General features: G+C 60.2%; 16 protein-coding genes. 14 read left to right on the forward strand and 2 right to left on the reverse strand.

Features of this window, described 5'->3' with window-relative positions; translation table 11 throughout:
• The first annotated feature begins 70 nt into the window (after window positions 1–70).
• From G5171_RS01340 to G5171_RS01400, 13 genes are all read left to right on the forward strand, one after another.
• Entirely contained in the window at window positions 71–1,243 is a 1,173-nt protein-coding gene (locus G5171_RS01340) for an HD domain-containing phosphohydrolase (protein WP_421259706.1), read from the forward strand.
• Complete coding sequence (locus tag G5171_RS01345; protein WP_421259707.1) at window positions 1,240–5,268, forward strand: ATP-binding protein; 4,029 nt, start codon at window positions 1,240–1,242, stop codon at window positions 5,266–5,268. Before G5171_RS01340 ends, G5171_RS01345 begins: the two co-directional genes overlap by 4 nt.
• A gap of 956 nt (window positions 5,269–6,224) precedes the next feature.
• Window positions 6,225–7,358, forward strand: a complete 1,134-nt coding sequence (gene hybO, locus G5171_RS01350) for a hydrogenase 2 small subunit (protein WP_216978671.1) — start codon at window positions 6,225–6,227, stop codon at window positions 7,356–7,358.
• A 2-nt stretch (window positions 7,359–7,360) separates the two neighbouring features.
• Window positions 7,361–8,407 carry a hydrogenase 2 operon protein HybA gene (gene hybA / locus G5171_RS01355; RefSeq protein ID WP_216978672.1) on the forward strand — a complete coding sequence of 349 codons (1,047 nt, stop codon included), beginning with the start codon at window positions 7,361–7,363 and terminating at the stop codon, window positions 8,405–8,407.
• Window positions 8,400–9,587 (forward strand): Ni/Fe-hydrogenase cytochrome b subunit, encoded by a 1,188-nt coding sequence (hybB, locus tag G5171_RS01360; protein WP_421259708.1) that lies wholly within the window; start codon window positions 8,400–8,402, stop codon window positions 9,585–9,587. The genes hybA and hybB overlap by 8 nt, the downstream gene beginning before the upstream one ends.
• The gene (gene hybC / locus G5171_RS01365) at window positions 9,584–11,287 is read left to right on the forward strand and encodes a hydrogenase 2 large subunit (RefSeq protein WP_058059088.1); all 1,704 of its coding nucleotides are present in this window, start codon (window positions 9,584–9,586) and stop codon (window positions 11,285–11,287) included. Before hybB ends, hybC begins: the two co-directional genes overlap by 4 nt.
• Complete coding sequence (locus G5171_RS01370; protein WP_421259709.1) at window positions 11,287–11,817, forward strand: HyaD/HybD family hydrogenase maturation endopeptidase; 531 nt, start codon at window positions 11,287–11,289, stop codon at window positions 11,815–11,817. Before hybC ends, G5171_RS01370 begins: the two co-directional genes overlap by 1 nt.
• Window positions 11,799–12,314, forward strand: a complete 516-nt coding sequence (gene hybE, locus G5171_RS01375) for a hydrogenase-2 assembly chaperone (protein WP_421259710.1) — start codon at window positions 11,799–11,801, stop codon at window positions 12,312–12,314. Before G5171_RS01370 ends, hybE begins: the two co-directional genes overlap by 19 nt.
• A 131-nt stretch (window positions 12,315–12,445) precedes the next feature.
• Entirely contained in the window at window positions 12,446–14,056 is a 1,611-nt protein-coding gene (locus G5171_RS01380) for an ABC transporter substrate-binding protein (protein ID WP_421259711.1), read from the forward strand.
• Entirely contained in the window at window positions 14,041–15,051 is a 1,011-nt protein-coding gene (locus G5171_RS01385) for an ABC transporter permease (RefSeq protein ID WP_421259712.1), read from the forward strand. The genes G5171_RS01380 and G5171_RS01385 overlap by 16 nt, the downstream gene beginning before the upstream one ends.
• Entirely contained in the window at window positions 15,041–15,856 is an 816-nt protein-coding gene (locus G5171_RS01390) for an ABC transporter permease (protein WP_416034699.1), read from the forward strand. The genes G5171_RS01385 and G5171_RS01390 overlap by 11 nt, the downstream gene beginning before the upstream one ends.
• Entirely contained in the window at window positions 15,850–16,638 is a 789-nt protein-coding gene (locus G5171_RS01395; protein WP_421259713.1) for an ATP-binding cassette domain-containing protein, read from the forward strand. The genes G5171_RS01390 and G5171_RS01395 overlap by 7 nt, the downstream gene beginning before the upstream one ends.
• Window positions 16,638–17,279: an ATP-binding cassette domain-containing protein gene (locus G5171_RS01400; RefSeq protein WP_421259714.1), complete on the forward strand. Its 642-nt coding sequence runs from the start codon at window positions 16,638–16,640 to the stop codon at window positions 17,277–17,279. Before G5171_RS01395 ends, G5171_RS01400 begins: the two co-directional genes overlap by 1 nt.
• 332 nt (window positions 17,280–17,611) lie before the next feature.
• On the opposite strand, the gene hypB is transcribed toward G5171_RS01400, so the two are convergent.
• Entirely contained in the window at window positions 17,612–18,448 is an 837-nt protein-coding gene (gene hypB / locus G5171_RS01405; protein WP_421259804.1) for a hydrogenase nickel incorporation protein HypB, read from the reverse strand.
• On the opposite strand from hypB, the gene G5171_RS01410 reads away from it, so the two are divergent.
• Window positions 18,329–18,709, forward strand: coding sequence for a hypothetical protein (locus tag G5171_RS01410; protein WP_421259715.1), 381 nt, complete (start codon window positions 18,329–18,331; stop codon window positions 18,707–18,709). The two genes, hypB and G5171_RS01410, sit on opposite strands and share 120 nt — an antisense overlap.
• Here the strand turns inward: G5171_RS01410 and hypA are convergent.
• Window positions 18,687–19,028: a hydrogenase maturation nickel metallochaperone HypA gene (gene hypA, locus G5171_RS01415; protein ID WP_010633719.1), complete on the reverse strand. Its 342-nt coding sequence runs from the start codon at window positions 19,026–19,028 to the stop codon at window positions 18,687–18,689. The genes G5171_RS01410 and hypA overlap by 23 nt on opposite strands.
• Between the last annotated feature and the right edge of the window lie 65 nt (window positions 19,029–19,093).

Here is a 19,093-nt window from a genome sequence, read left to right on the forward strand (position 1 = left end):
GATCCGTTATGGTGTGAGAAGGGCTGTAAAGGTTCACAGCCTTCCATCATGGCAGGGAGAATCACAAGATATGGAACATCTTGCCCTGGACGCAATTCGTCCTGTGGTGCTGGTGGTTGATGATGATACCGGCACCCTCAATTTGATGAATGCACTGCTCAGTGCTCGCTATATCATCAAGCTGGCGACCACGGGTCGCAAGGCGCTGGAGATAGCCCTTGCCGACACGCCTCCCGACCTTGTGCTGCTCGATATCATGATGCCGGATCTGGATGGACATGAGGTGTGCCGTCAACTGAAAGCCGATCCAAAGACAAGCGAAATCCCGGTGATTTTTCTGACCGCCATGGCGCAGATCGAGGATGAGCGGCAGGGATTTGCACTAGGTGCCGCGGACTACATTACCAAACCCATCAGCCCGCCGATCCTGTTGGCCCGCATCGACACTCACCTGATGCTCAAGCGAGCGGTGGATCAACTGCGTGCATCTCGTCACCAGCTGGCGTGTCAGCATGCAGGGCAAGCAACGCCTCATCACGCCCTTGCACTGGGTGCCGCTTTGTTGCTGGCTACGTTTGCCGCGCAGCGTGTCCTTGATGTGCAACCTCATGTCTTTTACACCCAATCCTGCCTCAAAGCGCTGGTTAGCCAGCTGGTAAATCAGTCGCACTATCGGGATGCGTTGGCTGGGCTCGATCTCGAGCTGCTTTATCAGGCCGCTTTGCTGAGGGATGTGGGGATGTTAAGTGTTCCGGAAACCGTCCAGTGTAACTCTGCGCCACTGACTCTGTCAGAGCGTGAGCAGATCGTCCGCCATCCTGAGTGGGGAGAAGTTGCGATCGCCCGGTTGGCGGGGTGGGTTGAGGAGTCTGTCGCCTCTGAGAACCTGGGGGAAGAGTGTTGTGCTGATAACAGTACTAATAGGCTACTCACCGGGTTTGCCCTCGCCGGGATATTGGCTCGTCATCATCATGAGCGCTGGGATGGCAACGGCTATCCCGATGGTCTGGCGGGAGAAAAGATCCCGTTGGTAGCGCGCCTGATGGCTATCGTCGATGTATATGGTGCTCTGCTTAGTGAACGACCCTATCGTCCGCCTTTCTCCCGCGAGCAGGCACTGGCACTAATGATGGCTGGGAGAGGCAGCCAGTTTGATCCTCTGCTGCTGGATTGTTTTGTCGCTCTGGCGCCGACATTCCCGCCGCTTGGCGGAGTGGCTGACGGAGCATGCCATACACCATGAAATCCCGTCTTTGGCATATGGTCGCCGTGCTGTTGCTCTCCCTGATGTTGGCCACGCTGGTCGATGCCTTCTATCTGGAGCTGGAGCGGCAGGAGTATCGCCAGTCGCTGGATACCCGCATTCAGCGCGAGGGCGACAATCTGCAGCAACTGACCCTCTCAAGCAAGGGGATGGGGGCGGTGCAACTGGCTGGCCGCCTCAACCGCGAGATCCAGCAATCGTCACTGCTCGAGCGGGGGGAGCTGAGCCCGAGCGAAGCTCTGCAGGTGTTGGCGCAGGGGGTGAAGGCCAATCATGCCTTTGTTACCAATAAAGCAGGGGTGATTGTCCGTGATTGGGATGCGCTTGGCCGCCATGTCGTCGGGCAGGATGTGTCGTTTCGCTCCTACTTCAGGCAAGGGCTCAAGGGGCTGGAAACAGTAGATGCCGGGGTTAGCCTCAATACCGGCAAGCGGATGATCTATGTGGCGGCGCCAGTCTCTCACGATCGGGCGCAAGGAAGCGACATTACTGGGGTGGTGGTGGCGCGTTACGAGATGGCGCTGCTCGATACCTTTCTGGCCGGGTGGGGCGATACCATCGGTTTGCTGGTCTCGCCAGATGGAGTGGTGATGGCCAGCAACAAGAGCGATTGGCAAATGGCGGTGGTGGGACCGAACTCTGCCGCCAGGCAACAGCAGCTCTTTGCCTCTCGCCTATATGGACACTACTTTGCCCCGGATCGCAAACCGGTGATCCTGCCTGCACTCGATGGCAGTGAAGTTCGGATAGGGAAAGATAGCTATCTGGTGAGCCGCATGCATATCGAGTGGCACGATGCCAAAGGGCAGTGGACGCTGCTGCTGTTGGGCAATGTGGAACAGGCCGTGTCAGGATGGCGGCGAGTGGCCTTGTTCGGCACCGCCCTGTTGATATGTCTGAGCTCGGCCCTGCTCTGGCAGGGGCGGATGTTGCGTCGCCGCAGCATTCGCGAGCGCAACGAGCAGTTTGCCTTCCAGCAGGCGTTGATCGATACCCTGCCACATCCTCTCTTCTATACCGACAATCAGGGGCGCCTGCTGGGGGTGAATCGCGCCTTTACCAGCGCATTTGGTGGCGCCCGGCCGGTCGAAGGCAAGCGGCTGGCGGAGTTGCCGCAACTGGCCGGACTGGATGCGGTGGATGAGGGTAACACCTTGCAAAGGGTGGCGGGCAGTCAGGCCAGAACGCAGCATGAGGTGCGCCTGTTTTCGCCGGATGGCCGTCCTCTGGACATGCTCTATTTTCTCTCGGGGATCGAGCTTGCCGAGAGCGAGCGAAGCGGTGCGGTCGGCAGCTTGGTCGACATCACCCCGATCCGTGCCGCCGAGCAGGCCATGCGGGAGGCTCATGACCGGATAGCGGCAGATCGCCAGCGGCTGCACGAGAGCGAGCAGCGGATCCAGTCCATGGTGCGCAACGTACCGGGTATGGTCTATCGCTGCTTGCCTCATCATCCCTGGACCATGTTGTTCGTCAGCGACGAGGCGGAAAAATTAACCGGCTATCCCGCCAGCGATTTTGTCGATAACAGCCGCGATTTTGGTGACTTGATCCATCCCGATGACCTCGAACTGAGCAACCGCAACACCATCGAGGCGATTGCCGAACACCGGCAATACATCAACGAGTACCGCATCTTCGATCGCTGGGGTCAGCTCCGCTGGGTCTACTCCATCGGACTCGCCACCTATGATGCCGAGGGTAAGGCCATCTATCTGGACGGGATCATCTTCGATTTCAGCGACCGCAAGCAGGCTGAGGCCGCCATGCTAGAAGCTAGGCAGATCGCCGAAGATGCCACCCGAACCAAGAGCGAATTTTTGGCCAACATGAGCCATGAGATCCGCACGCCAATGAATGCCATCATCGGTATGGCCCATCTGGTGCTGCAAACCAACCTCTCCCCCGAGCAGCACAACTATGTGAGCAAGATAGACAGAGCGGCGAACAACCTGCTCGGGATCCTCAACGACATCCTTGACTTTTCCAAGATGGAGGCGGGCAAGTTGCAACTGGAGAAGGTGGATTTCCAGCTCAACGAGGTGTTCGAGTGGCTGGCGGATCTTACGGCGTTTCGGGCGCGGGAAAAGGGGCTGGCGCTGCTGTTCGATCTGGCCGCTGATCTGCCTGACCGTTTGTGCGGCGATCCCCTGCGGCTTGGCCAGATCCTGCTCAACCTGACCAGCAATGCCATCAAGTTCACCGAGCAGGGAGAGGTGATTGTCCGGCTGGCACGCAGTAACGAGCGAGATGGCAAGATCTGGCTGCAGGGCAGTGTGCAGGATAGCGGTATCGGCATGACAGCCGAGCAGTGCCAGCGTCTCTTCCACTCCTTTGAACAGGCTGACAGCTCGACCACCCGCAAATATGGTGGCACCGGTCTTGGTTTGGCCATCACGAACAATCTGGTGCAGCTGATGGATGGGGAGATCCGGGTGGAGAGTACCCTTGGGCAGGGCAGCGAGTTCCACTTCCGTATCTGTCTCGCCACCCTGTCGGATCAGAGTAAGGAGAAAGAGCAACGTGTGGCCATGCCGCTGGCGCCGCAGCGTCTGCTGTTGCTGGAGTCGTGTCCTGCTTCGCGAGCGGCCATTCTCCACCAGCTGGCGGCGCTGCCTGTTGAGCTTGTCTGCGCGGACGAGCCCGCCGCAGTGCTGGCACTGCTGCATCAAGGCATCGCGGCGGGCAAACCCTGTGATCGAGTTGTGCTGGGCTGGCTGGAGGGGGAGAGCTGGTTGTCAGAGGTGCTGCAGGAGGTTGGCACGCTGGCAGCGCCGCCCGCGATCTTGCTGATCACCTCGGGCGATCCCGCACCGCTTGCCAGCTATGTTGCTGCGCTGGGGTTGGCGCCGTGTGATGTGCTGGCCCATCCGTTTACCCCGCAGGCACTGTGTCAGGCATTGTGTAAGGCGCAGGGGGGCGATGCCGTGGGACGAGAGGCGTTATCGGATGCAAGCCCCTATCATCAGGTTGCGCTGCCCGCTCATGGGCTGGCGGGGGCTCGTCTGCTGTTGGTGGATGATAACGACATGAACCGGGAGGTGGCGCTGGCCCTGCTGGGCAAGGAGCAGATCTCCCTGGTCTGTGCTTGCGATGGGGCACAGGCGCTCGCCCTGCTGGCGCAAGATCGCGGGTTTGACGGCATCCTGATGGATTGCCAGATGCCGGTGATGGACGGATATACCGCGACCCGGTTGATCCGCGCCGATCCGGCGCTGTCCGGGATCCCCATTATCGCCATGACTGCCAGCACCATGGCCACAGATAAAGAGAAGGCGCTGGCGGCCGGCATGAATGCTCATATCGCCAAGCCTTTGAATATGTCGCTGTTGCTGGCGACCCTTTCGCACTGGATTAAACCTGCCAGACCGCTGGGAGCCGCTAGCAACTCGCAGGTGTCAGACGATGTGACCCCTTGGCAAGATGTGCTCGGTCTTGATGTACAACGGGGCATGGCAGTAATGGGGGGGGACAGTGTGCTCTACCGAAATATGTTGCAGCGTTTCTGCCAGGGACAGCAGGGATTTGAAGCCAGTTTCCACTCAGCGTGGGCCTCGGATGACAAGGGGACGGCCCGGCGTCTGGCTCACACCCTCAAGGGCAGTGCCAGCACCATAGGCGCAACCGGTGTGGCGGCACAGGCTGCGCTGCTCGAGCGCGCCTGTGAAGAGGCGGATTACGCAGGGGTTGCAACCCGCTTGCCATCCCTGATGGCAGAGCTGATGCCGCTGTTGTCTGGGCTGGAAGCTGTGCTGGCATCGTCCCCCATGGCGGTGGTAACTTCCCGGGGTATCGATGCCGAGATGCTGGCGTTGCAACTGCGGCAGTTGAAGGCCTTGTTGGCACAGAGCGATGCCCAGGCGTTGGCGCTCTGTCAGCAGATAGAGGCTGATCTGGCTGGCAGTGAATTGCAGCTGCGGGCTGCGTTTCAAGAGGTGAGTCGGGTGGTCAACGAGTTTGAGTTCGATCAGGCGTTGCAGTTGCTGGAGCCACTGCTCGGCTGATGATTAATACATTGATCGTTTGTCATGATCATCGTCACCCCTACCCATTTCTTTTCGTTGCCATTGAACAAGAATAATTATCATCCATATCGATGAACATGGATATTTACGCTCTGGTTAATTACGCAGGGTGACGTGAAGGTAAATAGTGTGACTGTGGGCGATAACATCTGTAACAGGATGAGCAAATATATCTCGATTTAAATATGATAACTATGTTGCCGCAGCCGTCCAACTTGCCATTTCTCTCACTGTTAATTTGAATGCAGATTCACGATGATGCGTAAACATATCAGTGAATGCGATATTTTACTCACCAGCATCCAATACAATAAAGAGTGGGGGAAGTCGTACTGATATGCATAGCCAGGCGGCATCTTTTCATTAAGCTGTGTTAAGTGTCAGGGACGCTGGGTGAGGTTATGCTGTGTGGGCTAGCAGGAGGAATCATCGCCCTGCAGTGCAGGAAAAATGCAAGCTGAAACCAAGCGACATTCAGGTAAATCGTGCCGTGCAGGCCGTGCTTGCTACCGGTGGTAGCTGGCCGAGAGACCGTTCTGGTATGGGGAGGCAAGTCAGGAGGTTGTCCCATGGATGACTGTATGGAATATGCAATGAGATGAGTAAAGATATATTCAATGGATTATTTATTGGTGGGCATCAGTATTGTTAAATAAGCGGTACAGCCAAGATTTCAGTCATGTTAATTTGGCTCGCAGCGAAAGAGAGGGAGATGCGGTGATTAATTATTTTATATCCAATTAAGTGCATAAAATTTATTAAGCAGCCAGATATCTCTTTGGGGGTAATTGATTTCGTTTGTGATGTGGCTCGCTATGGAAATAGGGGTAAGCCGGTCGAAGTTGATAGAGATCAATACTGTGATGTGGGTGAGTCCTTAGCATTTCTCCTATTAAGCATTTACCAAACAAGTGCTCACTACGGGAATAAGAAGAATGGTCGAGGATAATTTTTTATCGGCTCATGGGATTAATCGCCGTGATTTTATGAAATTGTGTGCCGGGATGGCCGCAACCCTGGGATTAAGTCAGAATGCCGTCGCCAAGATGGCCACTGCGCTCACCAGCCCCGAGCGGCCGCCGGTGATCTGGATAGGGGCGCAGGAGTGCACCGGCTGTACCGAGTCGCTGCTGCGGGCCACGCACCCCACCATCGAGAACCTGATCCTCAATACCATTTCGCTGGAGTACCACGAGGTGCTCTCGGCGGCCTTTGGTCATCAGGCGGAAGAGAACAAGCACAACGCCATCAAGCGCTATAAAGGCAAGTATGTGCTGGTGGTGGATGGTTCCATTCCGCTCAAGGATGGTGGCGTCTACTGCATGGTGGCCGGTGAGCCCATCGTCGACCATATTCGCCGTGCGGCTGCCGATGCGGCTGCCGTCATTGCCATTGGTTCCTGTGCAGCCTGGGGTGGCGTCCCTGCCAGTGGTGGCAACCCGACCGGCGCTGTCAGCCTTGAAGAGGCGCTCGGCAATATCGGCACCCCCATCATCAATATCCCGGGTTGCCCGCCCAATCCTCACAACTTCCTCACCACGGTTGCCTACTACATCACCTACGGCAAGCTGCCAGCGCTGGATAGCAAGAAACGTCCGCTGTTTGCCTATGAGCGACTGATCCACGAGAACTGCGAGCGTCGTCCGCACTTCGACGCAGGGCGTTTTGCCAAGGAGTTTGGCGATGAGGGGCACCGTCAGGGCTGGTGTCTCTACCATCTGGGCTGCAAGGGGCCGGAGACCTACGGCAACTGCTCGACCCTGGAGTTTTGCGATGTGGGCGGCGGCATCTGGCCGGTCGGCATCGGTCACCCCTGTTATGGCTGCAACGAGCAGGGGGTCGGTTTTAGCAAGGGGATCTTCCAGCTCGCCAAGGTCGAGAACCCGACTCCGAGGGTGGATAAACCAGATGTGAAGATCCAGGAGGGGGGCTATACCTCGCCCACCGCGACCGGCCTGATCGGTGGCGCCCTCGGGGTGCTGGTCGGGGTGAGTCTGATGACGGTGCGTGAACTCGGTCGCCAGCAGAAGCGCCACGAAGCCGGGCAGCACCCATCACGGGAGGAGTGACCGTGAACAGACGCAACTTCCTCAAATTTGCCTCCGTCGGCGCGCTGGCGGCGGGCACCACCGTCTCCGGCAGCGCATTGGCGGCGGCCGAGAACAAGCCGCCCATTCCCGGCGCGCTCGGCATGCTCTACGACTCTACCCTCTGCGTCGGCTGTCAGGCCTGTGTGGCGGAGTGTCAGCGCCTCAATGGCAATCCTGTCAACCCGGCAGGGGCGCAGACCTGGTCCAACAACGACAAGCTGACCCCCTACACCAACAACATCATTCAGGTGTGGAAAAGCGGCACTGGCGAGCACAAGGATCAGCTGGTGGATGGCTATGCCTACATCAAGAAGCAGTGCATGCACTGCGTCGATCCCAACTGCGTCTCTGTCTGTCCGGTGCAGGCTCTTAAAAAAGATCCCAAGACCGGCATCGTTCACTACGACCCGAGCGTCTGCACCGGTTGCCGCTACTGCATGGTGGGTTGCCCGTTCGATGTACCCAAATATGACTATGACAATCCGCTGGGGGCGATCCACAAGTGCGAGCTCTGCAACCAGAAGGGGCTTGAGCGAATTGATCAGGGCAAGTTGCCCGGCTGTGTCGAGGTGTGCCCCACCGGCGCCGTCATCTTCGGCACCCGCGAGGAGCTGATGGCCGAGGCCAAGCGCCGGTTGCTGGCGACTCCGGGCAGTGAATATGCCTATCCGCGCCAGACCCTCAAGGCCAACGACCCCTACCTGCACGAAGTGCCCAATTACCAGCCCTACGTCTATGGCGAGAAGGAGGGGGGCGGCACCCAGGTGCTGGTGCTGGCCGGGGTGCCCTATACCAAGCTCGACATGCCCGACTTGCCGGAGCTCTCCTCCGGTGCCCGCTCCGAGCATATCCAGCACACCCTCTACAAGGGGATGGTGCTGCCCATGGTGGTGCTGACCGGCCTTTCGGTGCTTATCCGTCGCAACACCAAGAATGGTCACGATCACCATCATGATGATGGCCATGATCAGGGGAGTGCGCAGATCAAGGGTCAGGGCTCCACAAAGGGAGGCAAGGATCATGAGTAATCACAAGGCGTATCCCCTCGGCGGCAAGCTGGTCAGCTGGCCTGTACTGGTGCTGGCGCCGTTCGTCATCCTGTGCGGCATGTTGATCCTCAAACGTCTCATCCTCGGATTGGGCTCGGTCACCGACTTGAATGGCGGTTATCCCTGGGGTTTGTGGATTTCGTTCGATCTCTTGATCGGTACCGGTTTCGCCTGCGGTGGCTGGGCGCTGGCCTGGGCTGTCTATGTGTTCAACCGGGGTGAGTATCACCCGCTGGTGCGACCGGCCCTGTTGGCGAGCCTGTTTGGCTACTCGCTCGGTGGTCTCTCCATCACCATCGACGTCGGCCGTTACTGGAACCTGCCGTACTTCTACCTGCCCGGTCACTTCAACACCTCATCGGTGCTGTTCGAGACGGCGGTCTGCATGACCATCTATATCGGGGTGATGGCGCTGGAGTTTGCGCCCGTGCTGCTGGAGAAGTTCGGCTGGAAGAGCTCCATGGTGCGACTCAACAAGATCATGTTTTTCATCCTGGCGCTGGGGGCCCTGCTGCCCACCATGCACCAATCCTCCATGGGCTCGTTGATGATAGTGGCGGGGGAGAAGATCCATCCGCTCTGGCAAAGCTACGAGTTGCTGCCGGTCTTTTCGCTTCTGACCGCATTCATCATGGGTTTTTCCATAGTGGTGTTTGAAGGATCCCTGGTGCAGGCCGGATTGGCGGGGCGGGGCCCCAACGAGAAGCCGCTCTTCTACAAACTGACCCAGGTGATCGACATCTTCCTGATCCTGTTTGTGGCGCTGCGCTTTGCCGAGATCGTCATCCACGACAAGTCGGCCTACCTCTCCGAGCTCAATCGTTACTCCATCATGTTCTGGAGCGAGATTGCGCTGATGATCTTCCCGCTGCTGGTGTTCCACTGGGACAAGAGCCGCCGGGATTCGCGCATGTTGTTCCTGGGGGCCCTCAGCATGCTGCTGGGCGCAGCCCTCTGGCGACTGGATTACTCCCTGCTCGCCTTCAACCCCGGCAATGGCTACCACTACTTCCCCTCCGCGGAGGAGGTGCTGATCTCCTTGGGCTTTGTTGCCATCGAGGTGTGTGCCTATTTGCTGTTGATCCGGCTGCTGCCGGTACTGCCATCACTTGAACGTGTTCACCAAGATTATCAGGCCCGAGGGAAAGCCAACGTATGAGCCAACGTATCACCATAGACCCCATCACCCGCATTGAGGGGCACCTGCGTATCGACTGCGAAATCGAAGGCGGCAAAGTGACCAAGGCCTGGTCGTCCGGCACCATGTGGCGCGGCATGGAGGAGATCGTCAAGGGCAACGACCCGCGCGATGCCTGGATGATAGTGCAGCGCATCTGCGGGGTATGTACCTCTATTCACGCCATCGCTTCGGTGCGGGCGGTGGAGAACGCCATCGGCGCCAAGGTACCGGTCAACGCCCAGTACATCCGCAACCTCATTATCGCGGCCCACAACATCCACGATCACATCGTCCACTTCTACCAGCTCTCCGCGCTGGACTGGGTGGATATCACCGCGGCCCTTGAGGCCAATCCGCAAAAAGCGGCGGACATGCTCAAGGGGGTATCAACCTGGTCCCTTAACAGTGCCGACGAGCTGACCAAGGTGCAGGACAAGATCCGCGCGCTGGTGGCGAGTGGCCAGCTCGGCATCTTCGCCAACGGCTACTGGGGTCACAAGGCGATGAAGCTGAGCCCGGAGGTGAACCTCATCGCCGTGGCCCACTATCTGCAGGCACTGGAGTGCCAGCGCGATGCCAACCGTATTGTCGCCATTCTCGGCGGCAAGACCCCCCACATCCAGAATCTGGCGGTGGGCGGCGTGGCCAACCCCATCAATCTGGATGCGCCGAGCGTGCTCAACCTGGAACGACTGCTCTACGTGAAGAGCTTTATCGACCGGCTCGGCGAGTTTATCGAGCAGGTCTACAAGGTGGATGCCGCCATCATCGCCGCGCACTATCCCGAGTGGCTGACGCTGGGGCAGGGGGCCAAGCACTACCTGAGCGTGCCGGAGCTGCCCACCGACGCCAACGGCGGCAGCTTCCTGATGCCGGGCGGTTATATCGAGAATGGCAATCTGGCGGGTTATCGCCCTATCGAGAGCCATCAGGATGGCTGGCTGATGGATGGCATCGCCGAGAGCAACAAGCACGCCTGGTACAAGGATGACGAGCCCCTCAAACCCTGGGATGGCAAGACCGAGCCCGATTACACCGGCTGGCAGGATGACGGCAAGTACTCCTGGGTCAAGTCCCCCACCTTCTACGGCAAGGTGGTGGAGGTGGGTCCTCTCGCAGACTTGCTGGTGAAACTGGCCGCCAAACACCCGGAGACGGTGGCGCACTTCGATCAGCTGAACGGCATCTACAAGGCGCTCACCGGCTCGGCCATCAAGACCGAGCAGCTGCACTCCACCATGGGCCGCATCATCGGCCGCGCGGTGCGCTGCTGCGTGCTCAAAGATACCCTGTCCCATCAATGGAAGGCGCTGGTGGACAACATCGGCAAGGGGGACACCACTGCCTATATCAAGGCGGAGATCCCGGCGGACAAGGAGTTTCGCGGAGTGGGCTTTGAAGAGGCGCCGCGCGGCATGCTCTCCCACTGGATCGTCATCAAGGGCGGCAAGATCGAGAACTATCAGGCGGTGGTGCCCTCCACCTGGAACTCGGGTCCGCGCAACTTCAACGATGAACCCGGCCCCTACGAACAATCGCTGGTAGGCACCCCGGTGGCCGATCCGGCCAAACCGCTGGAGGTGGTTCGCACCGTCCATTCGTTCGACCCCTGCATGTCCTGTGCGGTGCATGTGGTGGATACCCAAAATGGCGAAACGACTCAGGTGAAGGTGTTGTGATGAACATCCTGATCCTGGGCGTGGGCAACCTGCTCTTGAGTGACGAGGCCGTCGGCGTGCGCATCGTTGAGGGGCTGGGGCGCGAATACCGTTTCGCCCCCGGCATCGAGCTGCTCGACGGCGGTACCGCCGGCATGGAGTTGCTCGAAGCGATGGCCAGTCGCGATCACATCATTCTGGTGGATGCGGTGCGCAGCGGTAATCCGCCGGGCACCGTCGTGACCCTGAAGGATGAGGAGATCCCGACCCTGTTTGGTCGCAAGATATCCCCCCATCAGCTGGGGCTGGCGGACGTGCTCTCGGCGCTGCACATGACGGGGGAGTCGCCCAAGCGGCTCACCCTGATCGGGGTCGAGCCTGAATCCCTCGAACCCCGCATCGGCCTCACCCCCGTGGTGGCGGCAGCCATGGGGGAGGCGACGGATCGGATTTTGACTCTGCTGGCTGCCGTTGGTGCGCCCGCCATTCCGCTCTCTGAGCAGGAGAAAGCTGAACAAGAGCAGGAGGGCCTATGGCGCAGTCTCATTTAAGCGAGCTTGATGCTGCGCAGGAGTTTGCCGGTTTTGCCAGCAATCCCGCGCCTCTGCTGGTAGCCCAGTTCGAGCGGATCGCTCGTGAAGAGATGCAGGCGTTGCCTTTCTATCACGCCACCATGCCCATTGTGGCGGAGTGCACGTTGTTTGAAGGTCAGTGGCTCGGCTGTGTGCTCACCCCCTGGATGCTGAGCGTGGTGCTGCTGCCGGGGCCGGATCAGCTCTGGCCGGTACGCAGCAACAGCGATCGGCTCGCCCTGCAGCTCCCCTGCGGCAACATGACCTTTATGGTGGGTGAATTGCCCGAAAGTGGTCAGCTGTTGTCCTGCTCCCTGATGTCGCCGCTCGATCCCCATCTCGGGGCCGGGGAGGGGCGAGCGCTGGTGAGCAGCACCCTCAAGATGCTGCTCTCCTTGCCGGTGCAGCAAGGGGCTGGCGGTGTGGATCTGGGCCGCAGACGGCTATTCGGTGCCCGGCGTGGTCAACCGGCATAGTCCCTAGGTTTCACGCGAAATCAAGTTTAGAATAGGGGGCCATTTTGGCCCCTCACTCCCATGTTCAGACACGCATTCCGCCTCTTTTTTGAGTGATGATCCGTGAGTGGTACAAAACAAGAAGGATCCCCATGACTGTTCCACGCAATTCTCTTCGCTATTACTGTGGCACCAGTGCTGCCGCCCTGTTGACTCTGCTGGTGGGCACCGCCTCTCACGCGGCGCTGGCCGCTGCCCAACCTGTGCCTGCCGAGCTCAAGCTCGCCATCGGAGCTGAACCCACCGAAGGGTTTGACCCTCTGCTCGGCTGGAGCCACGGCAGCTACCTGCTGCTGCACAGTCCGCTGCTCAAACAAAACGCCGATCTCAGCTGGCAAAACGTGCTCACCCAATCGGTGACCCCGAGCAAGGATGGCAAGGGGTGGCTCATTACCCTCAAGCCTGACCTGAAATTCTCCAACAGTGCGCCGCTCACCGCCGAAGATGTGGCCTTTACCTACAACAGCGCAGCCAAGGGCGGCGGTAAGATCGACATGGGCAACTTTGTCTCGGCCAAGGTGCTCTCACCCACCGAGGTTGCCATCACCTTGAGTGCCCCCCAGAGCACCTTTGTCAACGTGCTGGGATCTTTGGGGATAGTGTCGAAGCAGGATTACGACGCAAAAGCATATGCCCAAAAGCCGGTCGGCGCCGGCCCCTACCGGCTGGTAAGCTTCCTGCCCGGCCAGCAACTGGTGGTGGAGGCGAACCCCTATTACGCCGGCGGCAACAATGACTTCAAACGGCTGGTCTTTGTCTTTATCGATGAAGAGAGCGCCTATGCCGCGGCCCAGAGTAGCCAGCTCGATGTGGTGCGCATTGCCCCGTCACTGGCGCCCACCGTGCCTGCTTCCCTCAAGCTCTGGGTGCGGCCGAGTGTGGAGAACCGTGGCATCGTCTTCCCTATTCCGCCTGCGGGTGGCAAGGATGCCAAGGGTTATCTCATCGGCAACGATGTGACCTCGGATGTAGCGGTGCGCCGCGCCATCAACTACGCCATCGACCGCAAGCTGCTGGCCGACCAGCTGCTGGAAGGACACGCCATCCCCGCCTACAGCGCGGTGGAAGGGTTGCCTTGGCTAAACAAAGCAACTGCCTTCAAGGATGGGGATGCGGCCCATGCCAACGCCCTGCTCGACGAAGCGGGCTGGAAGATGGGCAGTGACGGCATCCGCCACAAGGGCAATCTGCGCGCAGCCTTTACCCTCTGGTACACCAGTGGCGACAGCACCCGCCGGGATCTGGCGGAAGCGGTGCGGGCCATGCTCAAACCCATTGGCCTTGAGGTGAGCCTCAAGTCCGGCAGCTGGGAGCAGGTGGAGCGGGAGATGCACGCCAATCCGGTGCTGATGGGGTGGGGGAGTCTGGATCCCATGGAGCTCTATCACCACTACCAGAGCGGCTCCGGTGGCGTGGAGTTCTACAATCCGGGCTACTACAGCAACCCTGTGGTGGATGGCCACCTCAAGCAGGCGCTGGATGCCCCGAACTGGCAGGCGGCCGTGCCGTTCTGGCAGCAGGTGGAGTGGGATGGCAAAACGGGCGCCGGAGTGCAGGGAGATGCGGCCTGGGCCTGGCTGCTAAACGTGCAGCACACCTATCTCGCCAACCGTTGCATCGATCTTGGCAAGGGGGCGCCGGAAATCCACGGTAGCTGGTCACTCCTCAACAACCTGCAGGATTGGCGGTGGACGTGCCGTTAAGTTCGCCCTTGAGTCATTCAGGTTATTTGTTGCTAAAAGCCCTGCTGCGTCTGGCAGGGCTGTTATGTCTGGTCTCGGTCGCCACCTTTGTGCTGCTGAGTTACTCCCCCATCGACCCCATCAAGGCCTATATCGGCAACGATCTGCTCCATGTGCCGCCGGAGCAGTACGCCCGCATAGCTGCCCGTTGGGGGCTGGATCAGCCGCTCTGGCTGCGCTACTGGCACTGGTTTACCCAGGTGCTGCGGGGGGATCTCGGTTACTCCATGCTCTACAACGCACCTGTGGGTGAAGTCATAGGCCAGCGCTTTGCCGCCTCCTTCCTGCTGCTGGCGGGCGCCTGGCTGCTATCCGGTTTTTTCGGGATTTTGCTGGGCCTCTGCGCCGGTCGCTATCTCAATCGCTGGCCCGATCGCCTTATCTGCCGCTTCGCCTACCTGCTCGCCTCCTTGCCCACCTTCTGGGTCGGCCTGTTGCTGCTCGCCCTGTTTGCGGTGCACTGGCCGCTACTGCCAGTCTGCTGCGCCTGGGCGCCGGGCCTCTCCGCCGATGAGGCAGATTGGGTTATGCGAGCACGCCATCTGTTGCTGCCGGTGGCTACCTTGGCGCTGCTCGGGCTTGGCAATATTGCCCTGCACACCCGGGAGCGGGTGGCCGAGGTGTTGGAGAGCGACTTTATCCGCTACGCCCGCGCTCAGGGGGATGGTGGCTGGCCCATGCTGCGTTTTCATGTGCTGCGCCACGCCCTGACCCCGGCGCTCTGCCTGCAGTTTGCCTCCCTTGGCGAGCTGATTGGCGGATCGCTCTTGGCTGAAAAGGTCTTCTCCTATCCGGGGCTCGGCCAGGCCACCGTGGATGCGGGGCTCAGGGGCGATATTCCCCTGCTGATGGGAATCGTGCTCTTCTGCACCCTGCTGGTCTTTATTGGCAACACGGTGGCCAGTTTGCTGCTGGCCCGCATCAATCGGGGTTGGGAGGGTGAGCATGCTGTTTAATCCGCTTCCCTCCATACTGCGGTTGGTTTTTGCCCTGCTCGGATTGGCGCTGCTGGCCACTTACGGCTGGAGCCTCTCTCATCAGGATGTGCCGATGGATCTGCTGGCGCGCCAGCAGCCTCCCTCGCTGACCCACTGGTTCGGCACCGATCAGATGGGACGGGATCTCTGGTTGCGTGCTTTTCAGGGCACCCTCACCAGTCTGGAACTCGGCATCAGCACGGCGCTCTGCAGTGGTCTGCTGGCCATGATGGCGGCAAGCGTGTCGCTCATTCACCCCAGATGTGATGCGGCGGTGCGAATGGTGATCGACGCCATGCTGGCGCTGCCCCATATGCTGCTGCTGATCCTCATCTGCTTTACCGTGGGGGGCGGTATGCGCGGGGTGATCCTGGCGGTGGCACTGACCCACTGGCCCAAGTTGGCACTCATTCTTTGTGCAGAAGCGCGGCGGATCGCCTGCAGCGACTATGTGGTGCTGGCCCGCTGTCAGGGGATGGGGGCGCTGCGTCGCTGGCGCATCCACCTGCTGCCGGGGCTGTTGCCCCAGTGGTTTATCGGCACCTTGCTGATGTTTCCCCATGCGGTGCTGCACAGCGCGGCCTTGAGCTTTCTCGGCTTTGGGCTGGCGGCCCACGAGGCCTCGCTGGGCCTGCTGCTGGCCGATGCCCTGCGTTATCTGGCCGGCGGTGGCTGGTGGCTGGCCCTCTTCCCGGGGCTGATGCTGCTGCTGCTGGTTCTGCTGTTTGATCAGGCTACCCGCGCCTTGCAACAGCTGTTGTGGCACAGGAGTGAACCATGCTGAGTTTTGATCAGGTGACCATAGAGGCGGCCCACTACTCCTGGCTGGGGCGGCGCAGCTGGCAGCCTTTGCTGACCGATATCAGCCTGCAACTGGCGCCAGGGGAGATAGTGGCGCTGGTGGGGGGGAGCGGCGAGGGCAAGAGCCTGCTGCTGCAAAGCGCTCTGACTCTGCTGCCGGACAATCTGCGGATGCGCGGCACCATCTCTCTTGATGGTACTCCTCTGTGCGATGCCAGCCGGGCCCGTTTGCGCGGCCACACCCTCTGCTATGTGCCACAGGGGGTGAGCGCCCTCAATCCGCTGCTGACGGTGGAGCGTCAGCTGGGGCGTGCGGCACGCCTCTGCGGCCAGAGCTGTTCTCGCGAGCGGCTCGGCGAGCAACTGCTGCGCTACCAGCTGCCCGCGACCACCCTGGACAGATTCCCGCGCCAGCTCTCCGGTGGCATGGCCAAGCGCATTCTGGCATGCACTGCTGCCCTCGGCGGCGCCCGCTACATTCTGGCAGACGAGATCTCCGCCTGGCTCGACGAGGGGCTGGCCTGTCTGCTGCTCGGCCAGTTGCGTGAATTGGCCAATCAGGGCAGCGGTATCCTCTGGGTGACCCACGATCTGGCGCTGGCGGCCCGCTTTGCCGATCGCATCGTGGCGCTGCATCAGGGGCAGGTGAGCGATACCTTGAGTTGCCATCATCTGCGCCAGGGGCAGGGGAGCGAGATGCTCCGCGCCCACTGGCAGGCGCTGCCCGAGTTCAATGCGCTCTTCTCTGTGCCGGAGGTTTCCTGATGTTTGAAGTACGAAATCTCACTATCGCCCAGGGGGAGCGACCCCTCTGGCAGGGGTTATCGCTGACGGTGAAAGCGGGCGAACGGCTCGGCATCTCCGCCCCGAGCGGTTATGGCAAGACCACGCTGGGGCGGGTATTGGCGAGTTGGCAGCCTGTTCGGGCAGGCGGGCAGATCCTGCTGGATGGGCAGTCGGTGCCTGAACAGGTAAAAGGCTATAACCCCATCCAGCTGGTGCCCCAGCACCCGGAGCTCACCTTCAATCCCTATCGCACCACCGGGCAGGCGCTCTGGGATGTATGGCGCCCCGATGACGCCATGCTTGCCCGCTTTATGGTCAAGCCTGCGTGGCTCGGTCGTAAACCCGGCCAGCTCTCCGGCGGTGAGCTGGCCCGCATCGCGTTGCTGCGCGCCCTCGATCCCCGCACCCGGTTGCTGATTGCCGATGAGGTGACCGCCCAGCTGGATCCGCAAATCCAGCGCCAACTCTGGCGGGAGTTGATGGTTGAGTGCGAGCAGCGCGGGCTTGGCATGGTTATATTCAGTCACCAGCAGGCGCTGTTGCGTCAGATCTGTCATCGGGTGCTGCGCTTTGGTGAGGTGCCTGCTGAGCAGGATGCAATGGCTCGTAGCGTGGCCTAAGAGTTGGCGTTCTCCCTTCATCCCCAACCCTTCTCCCGCAAGGGGAGAAGGGAGCAGAAGGTGCCATCTCACCACGCTCAGGGTTTGGGAAACAGGACGGGTTGTTAAGCCCACAGACTTTCTGGGGGGCTGTGCGTACTTTGAGCACCTCGCGAGCATTCACAAACCGATTCCCTCACCCTGGGGAGAGGGCCAGGGTGAGGGGGCGCGAGTATGAAACGTTGGCCATTCTGTATACAGAGAGAATCGTTGGCAAAGCGCGCAGATAAAAGAGAGGGAGGCATCAGCCTCCCTCTCTTGTTTTCTACCGTTATCAGCGGTGTTTAACCGGTTCAAGCACTGGCCAGCCAGTTGAGCCAGGCATCCATCCCTTCACCCGTGGTGGCGCTGACCTGGATCACCTGAATATAGGGGTTGACCCGTTTGGCGTTCTCGATGCAGCGGGCCACGTCAAAGCTGACGTAGGGCAGCAGATCGATCTTGTTGATCACCATCAGCTGGGCGGCGGCGAACATGTCCGGGTATTTCAGCGGCTTCTCTTCCCCCTCGGTGACGGAGAGGATTGCCACCTTGTACTTCTCGCCGAGATCGAAGCTGGCGGGGCAGACCAGATTGCCCACGTTCTCGATAAAGAGGATGCCCCCTTCATTGGCGGGCAGCTGGTGGCAGGCGTCGTGGACCATTTTGGCGTCCAGATGGCAGCCCTTGCCGGTGTTGATCTGCACGGCAGGGACGCCGGTGGCACGGATGCGATCCGCATCGGCGCTGGTCTGCTGATCCCCTTCGATCACCGCGCAGGGGCGTTTGTCGGCCAGTTGGCGCAGAGTTTCGCACAGCAAAGTGGTTTTGCCTGAACCCGGGCTAGAGACCAGGTTAAGCACCAGCTGGTCTGCGGCAGTGAAGTGTTCGCGGTTGTGGGCCGCCAGCGCGTTGTTCTTGGCCAGCACATCCATCTCGATGGCGATCAGCTGGCGCTGCCCCATACCTGGCACCGACAATCCCGCTTCCCCTTTGCCATAGTGCAGATCACCCTGCTGATGGTCATGGTCATGGTCATGGTCATGGTCATGGCAGTGATCATGGGGATGCGTGTGGGAATGGCCGTGCTCATGAGAGTGGGCATGATCATGATGATGGTCGTGGGGGTGATCATGACCCTCGTAGCTTATGGGAGCTCGCACCCCGTGGTAGTGGTGATGGACATCCCCCTGATGGTGATAGTGGTGGTGAATGATCAGGGTGCGCGGCGCACTCTGCTCGTGATCATGATGGTGATGGGCGTCATGACCATGATGGTGGTCGTGCTCATGACCATGTTCATGGTGATGTTCATGTTCGTGATGATGCTCATGATCGTGCTCATGGCCGGCGATCCGCGCCTGGCTGCATCCGCATACGCTACACATATCAACTTACCTCGATGTCGGTGATGCGCAGGCTATCACCCTGCGCGACTCGTAATTTGTATCCGCCGCACCCGGGACAGGCCTGCCCGCGCTCGGTGAGGGTGACCGTCTGGTTGCAGTCGTAACACCAGGCCTCTGCCGCCTGGTGCTGAAAGTGCAGCTGGGCCCCCTCGACGGCGGTGCCCTTGGCGGCCGCCTCGAAACAGAAGGCAATGGTGTCCGGGTCGACGCAGGAGAAGCTGCCAACCTCGAGCCAGAGGGCGGTCACCTTGGTAAAGCCCCGCTGGGTGGCCTGCTCGGCCGCCAGATCGATGGCAGCCATGGCCAGAGACATTTCGTGCATGGTGACTCCTTAACCGATATGGGGAGGAGCAGTGACTCCTCCCTGTAATTGACGGAACGGCATGG

Source organism: Aeromonas sp. 600774 (assembly GCF_049175075.1).
Taxonomy (GTDB): domain Bacteria; phylum Pseudomonadota; class Gammaproteobacteria; order Enterobacterales; family Aeromonadaceae; genus Aeromonas; species Aeromonas veronii_A.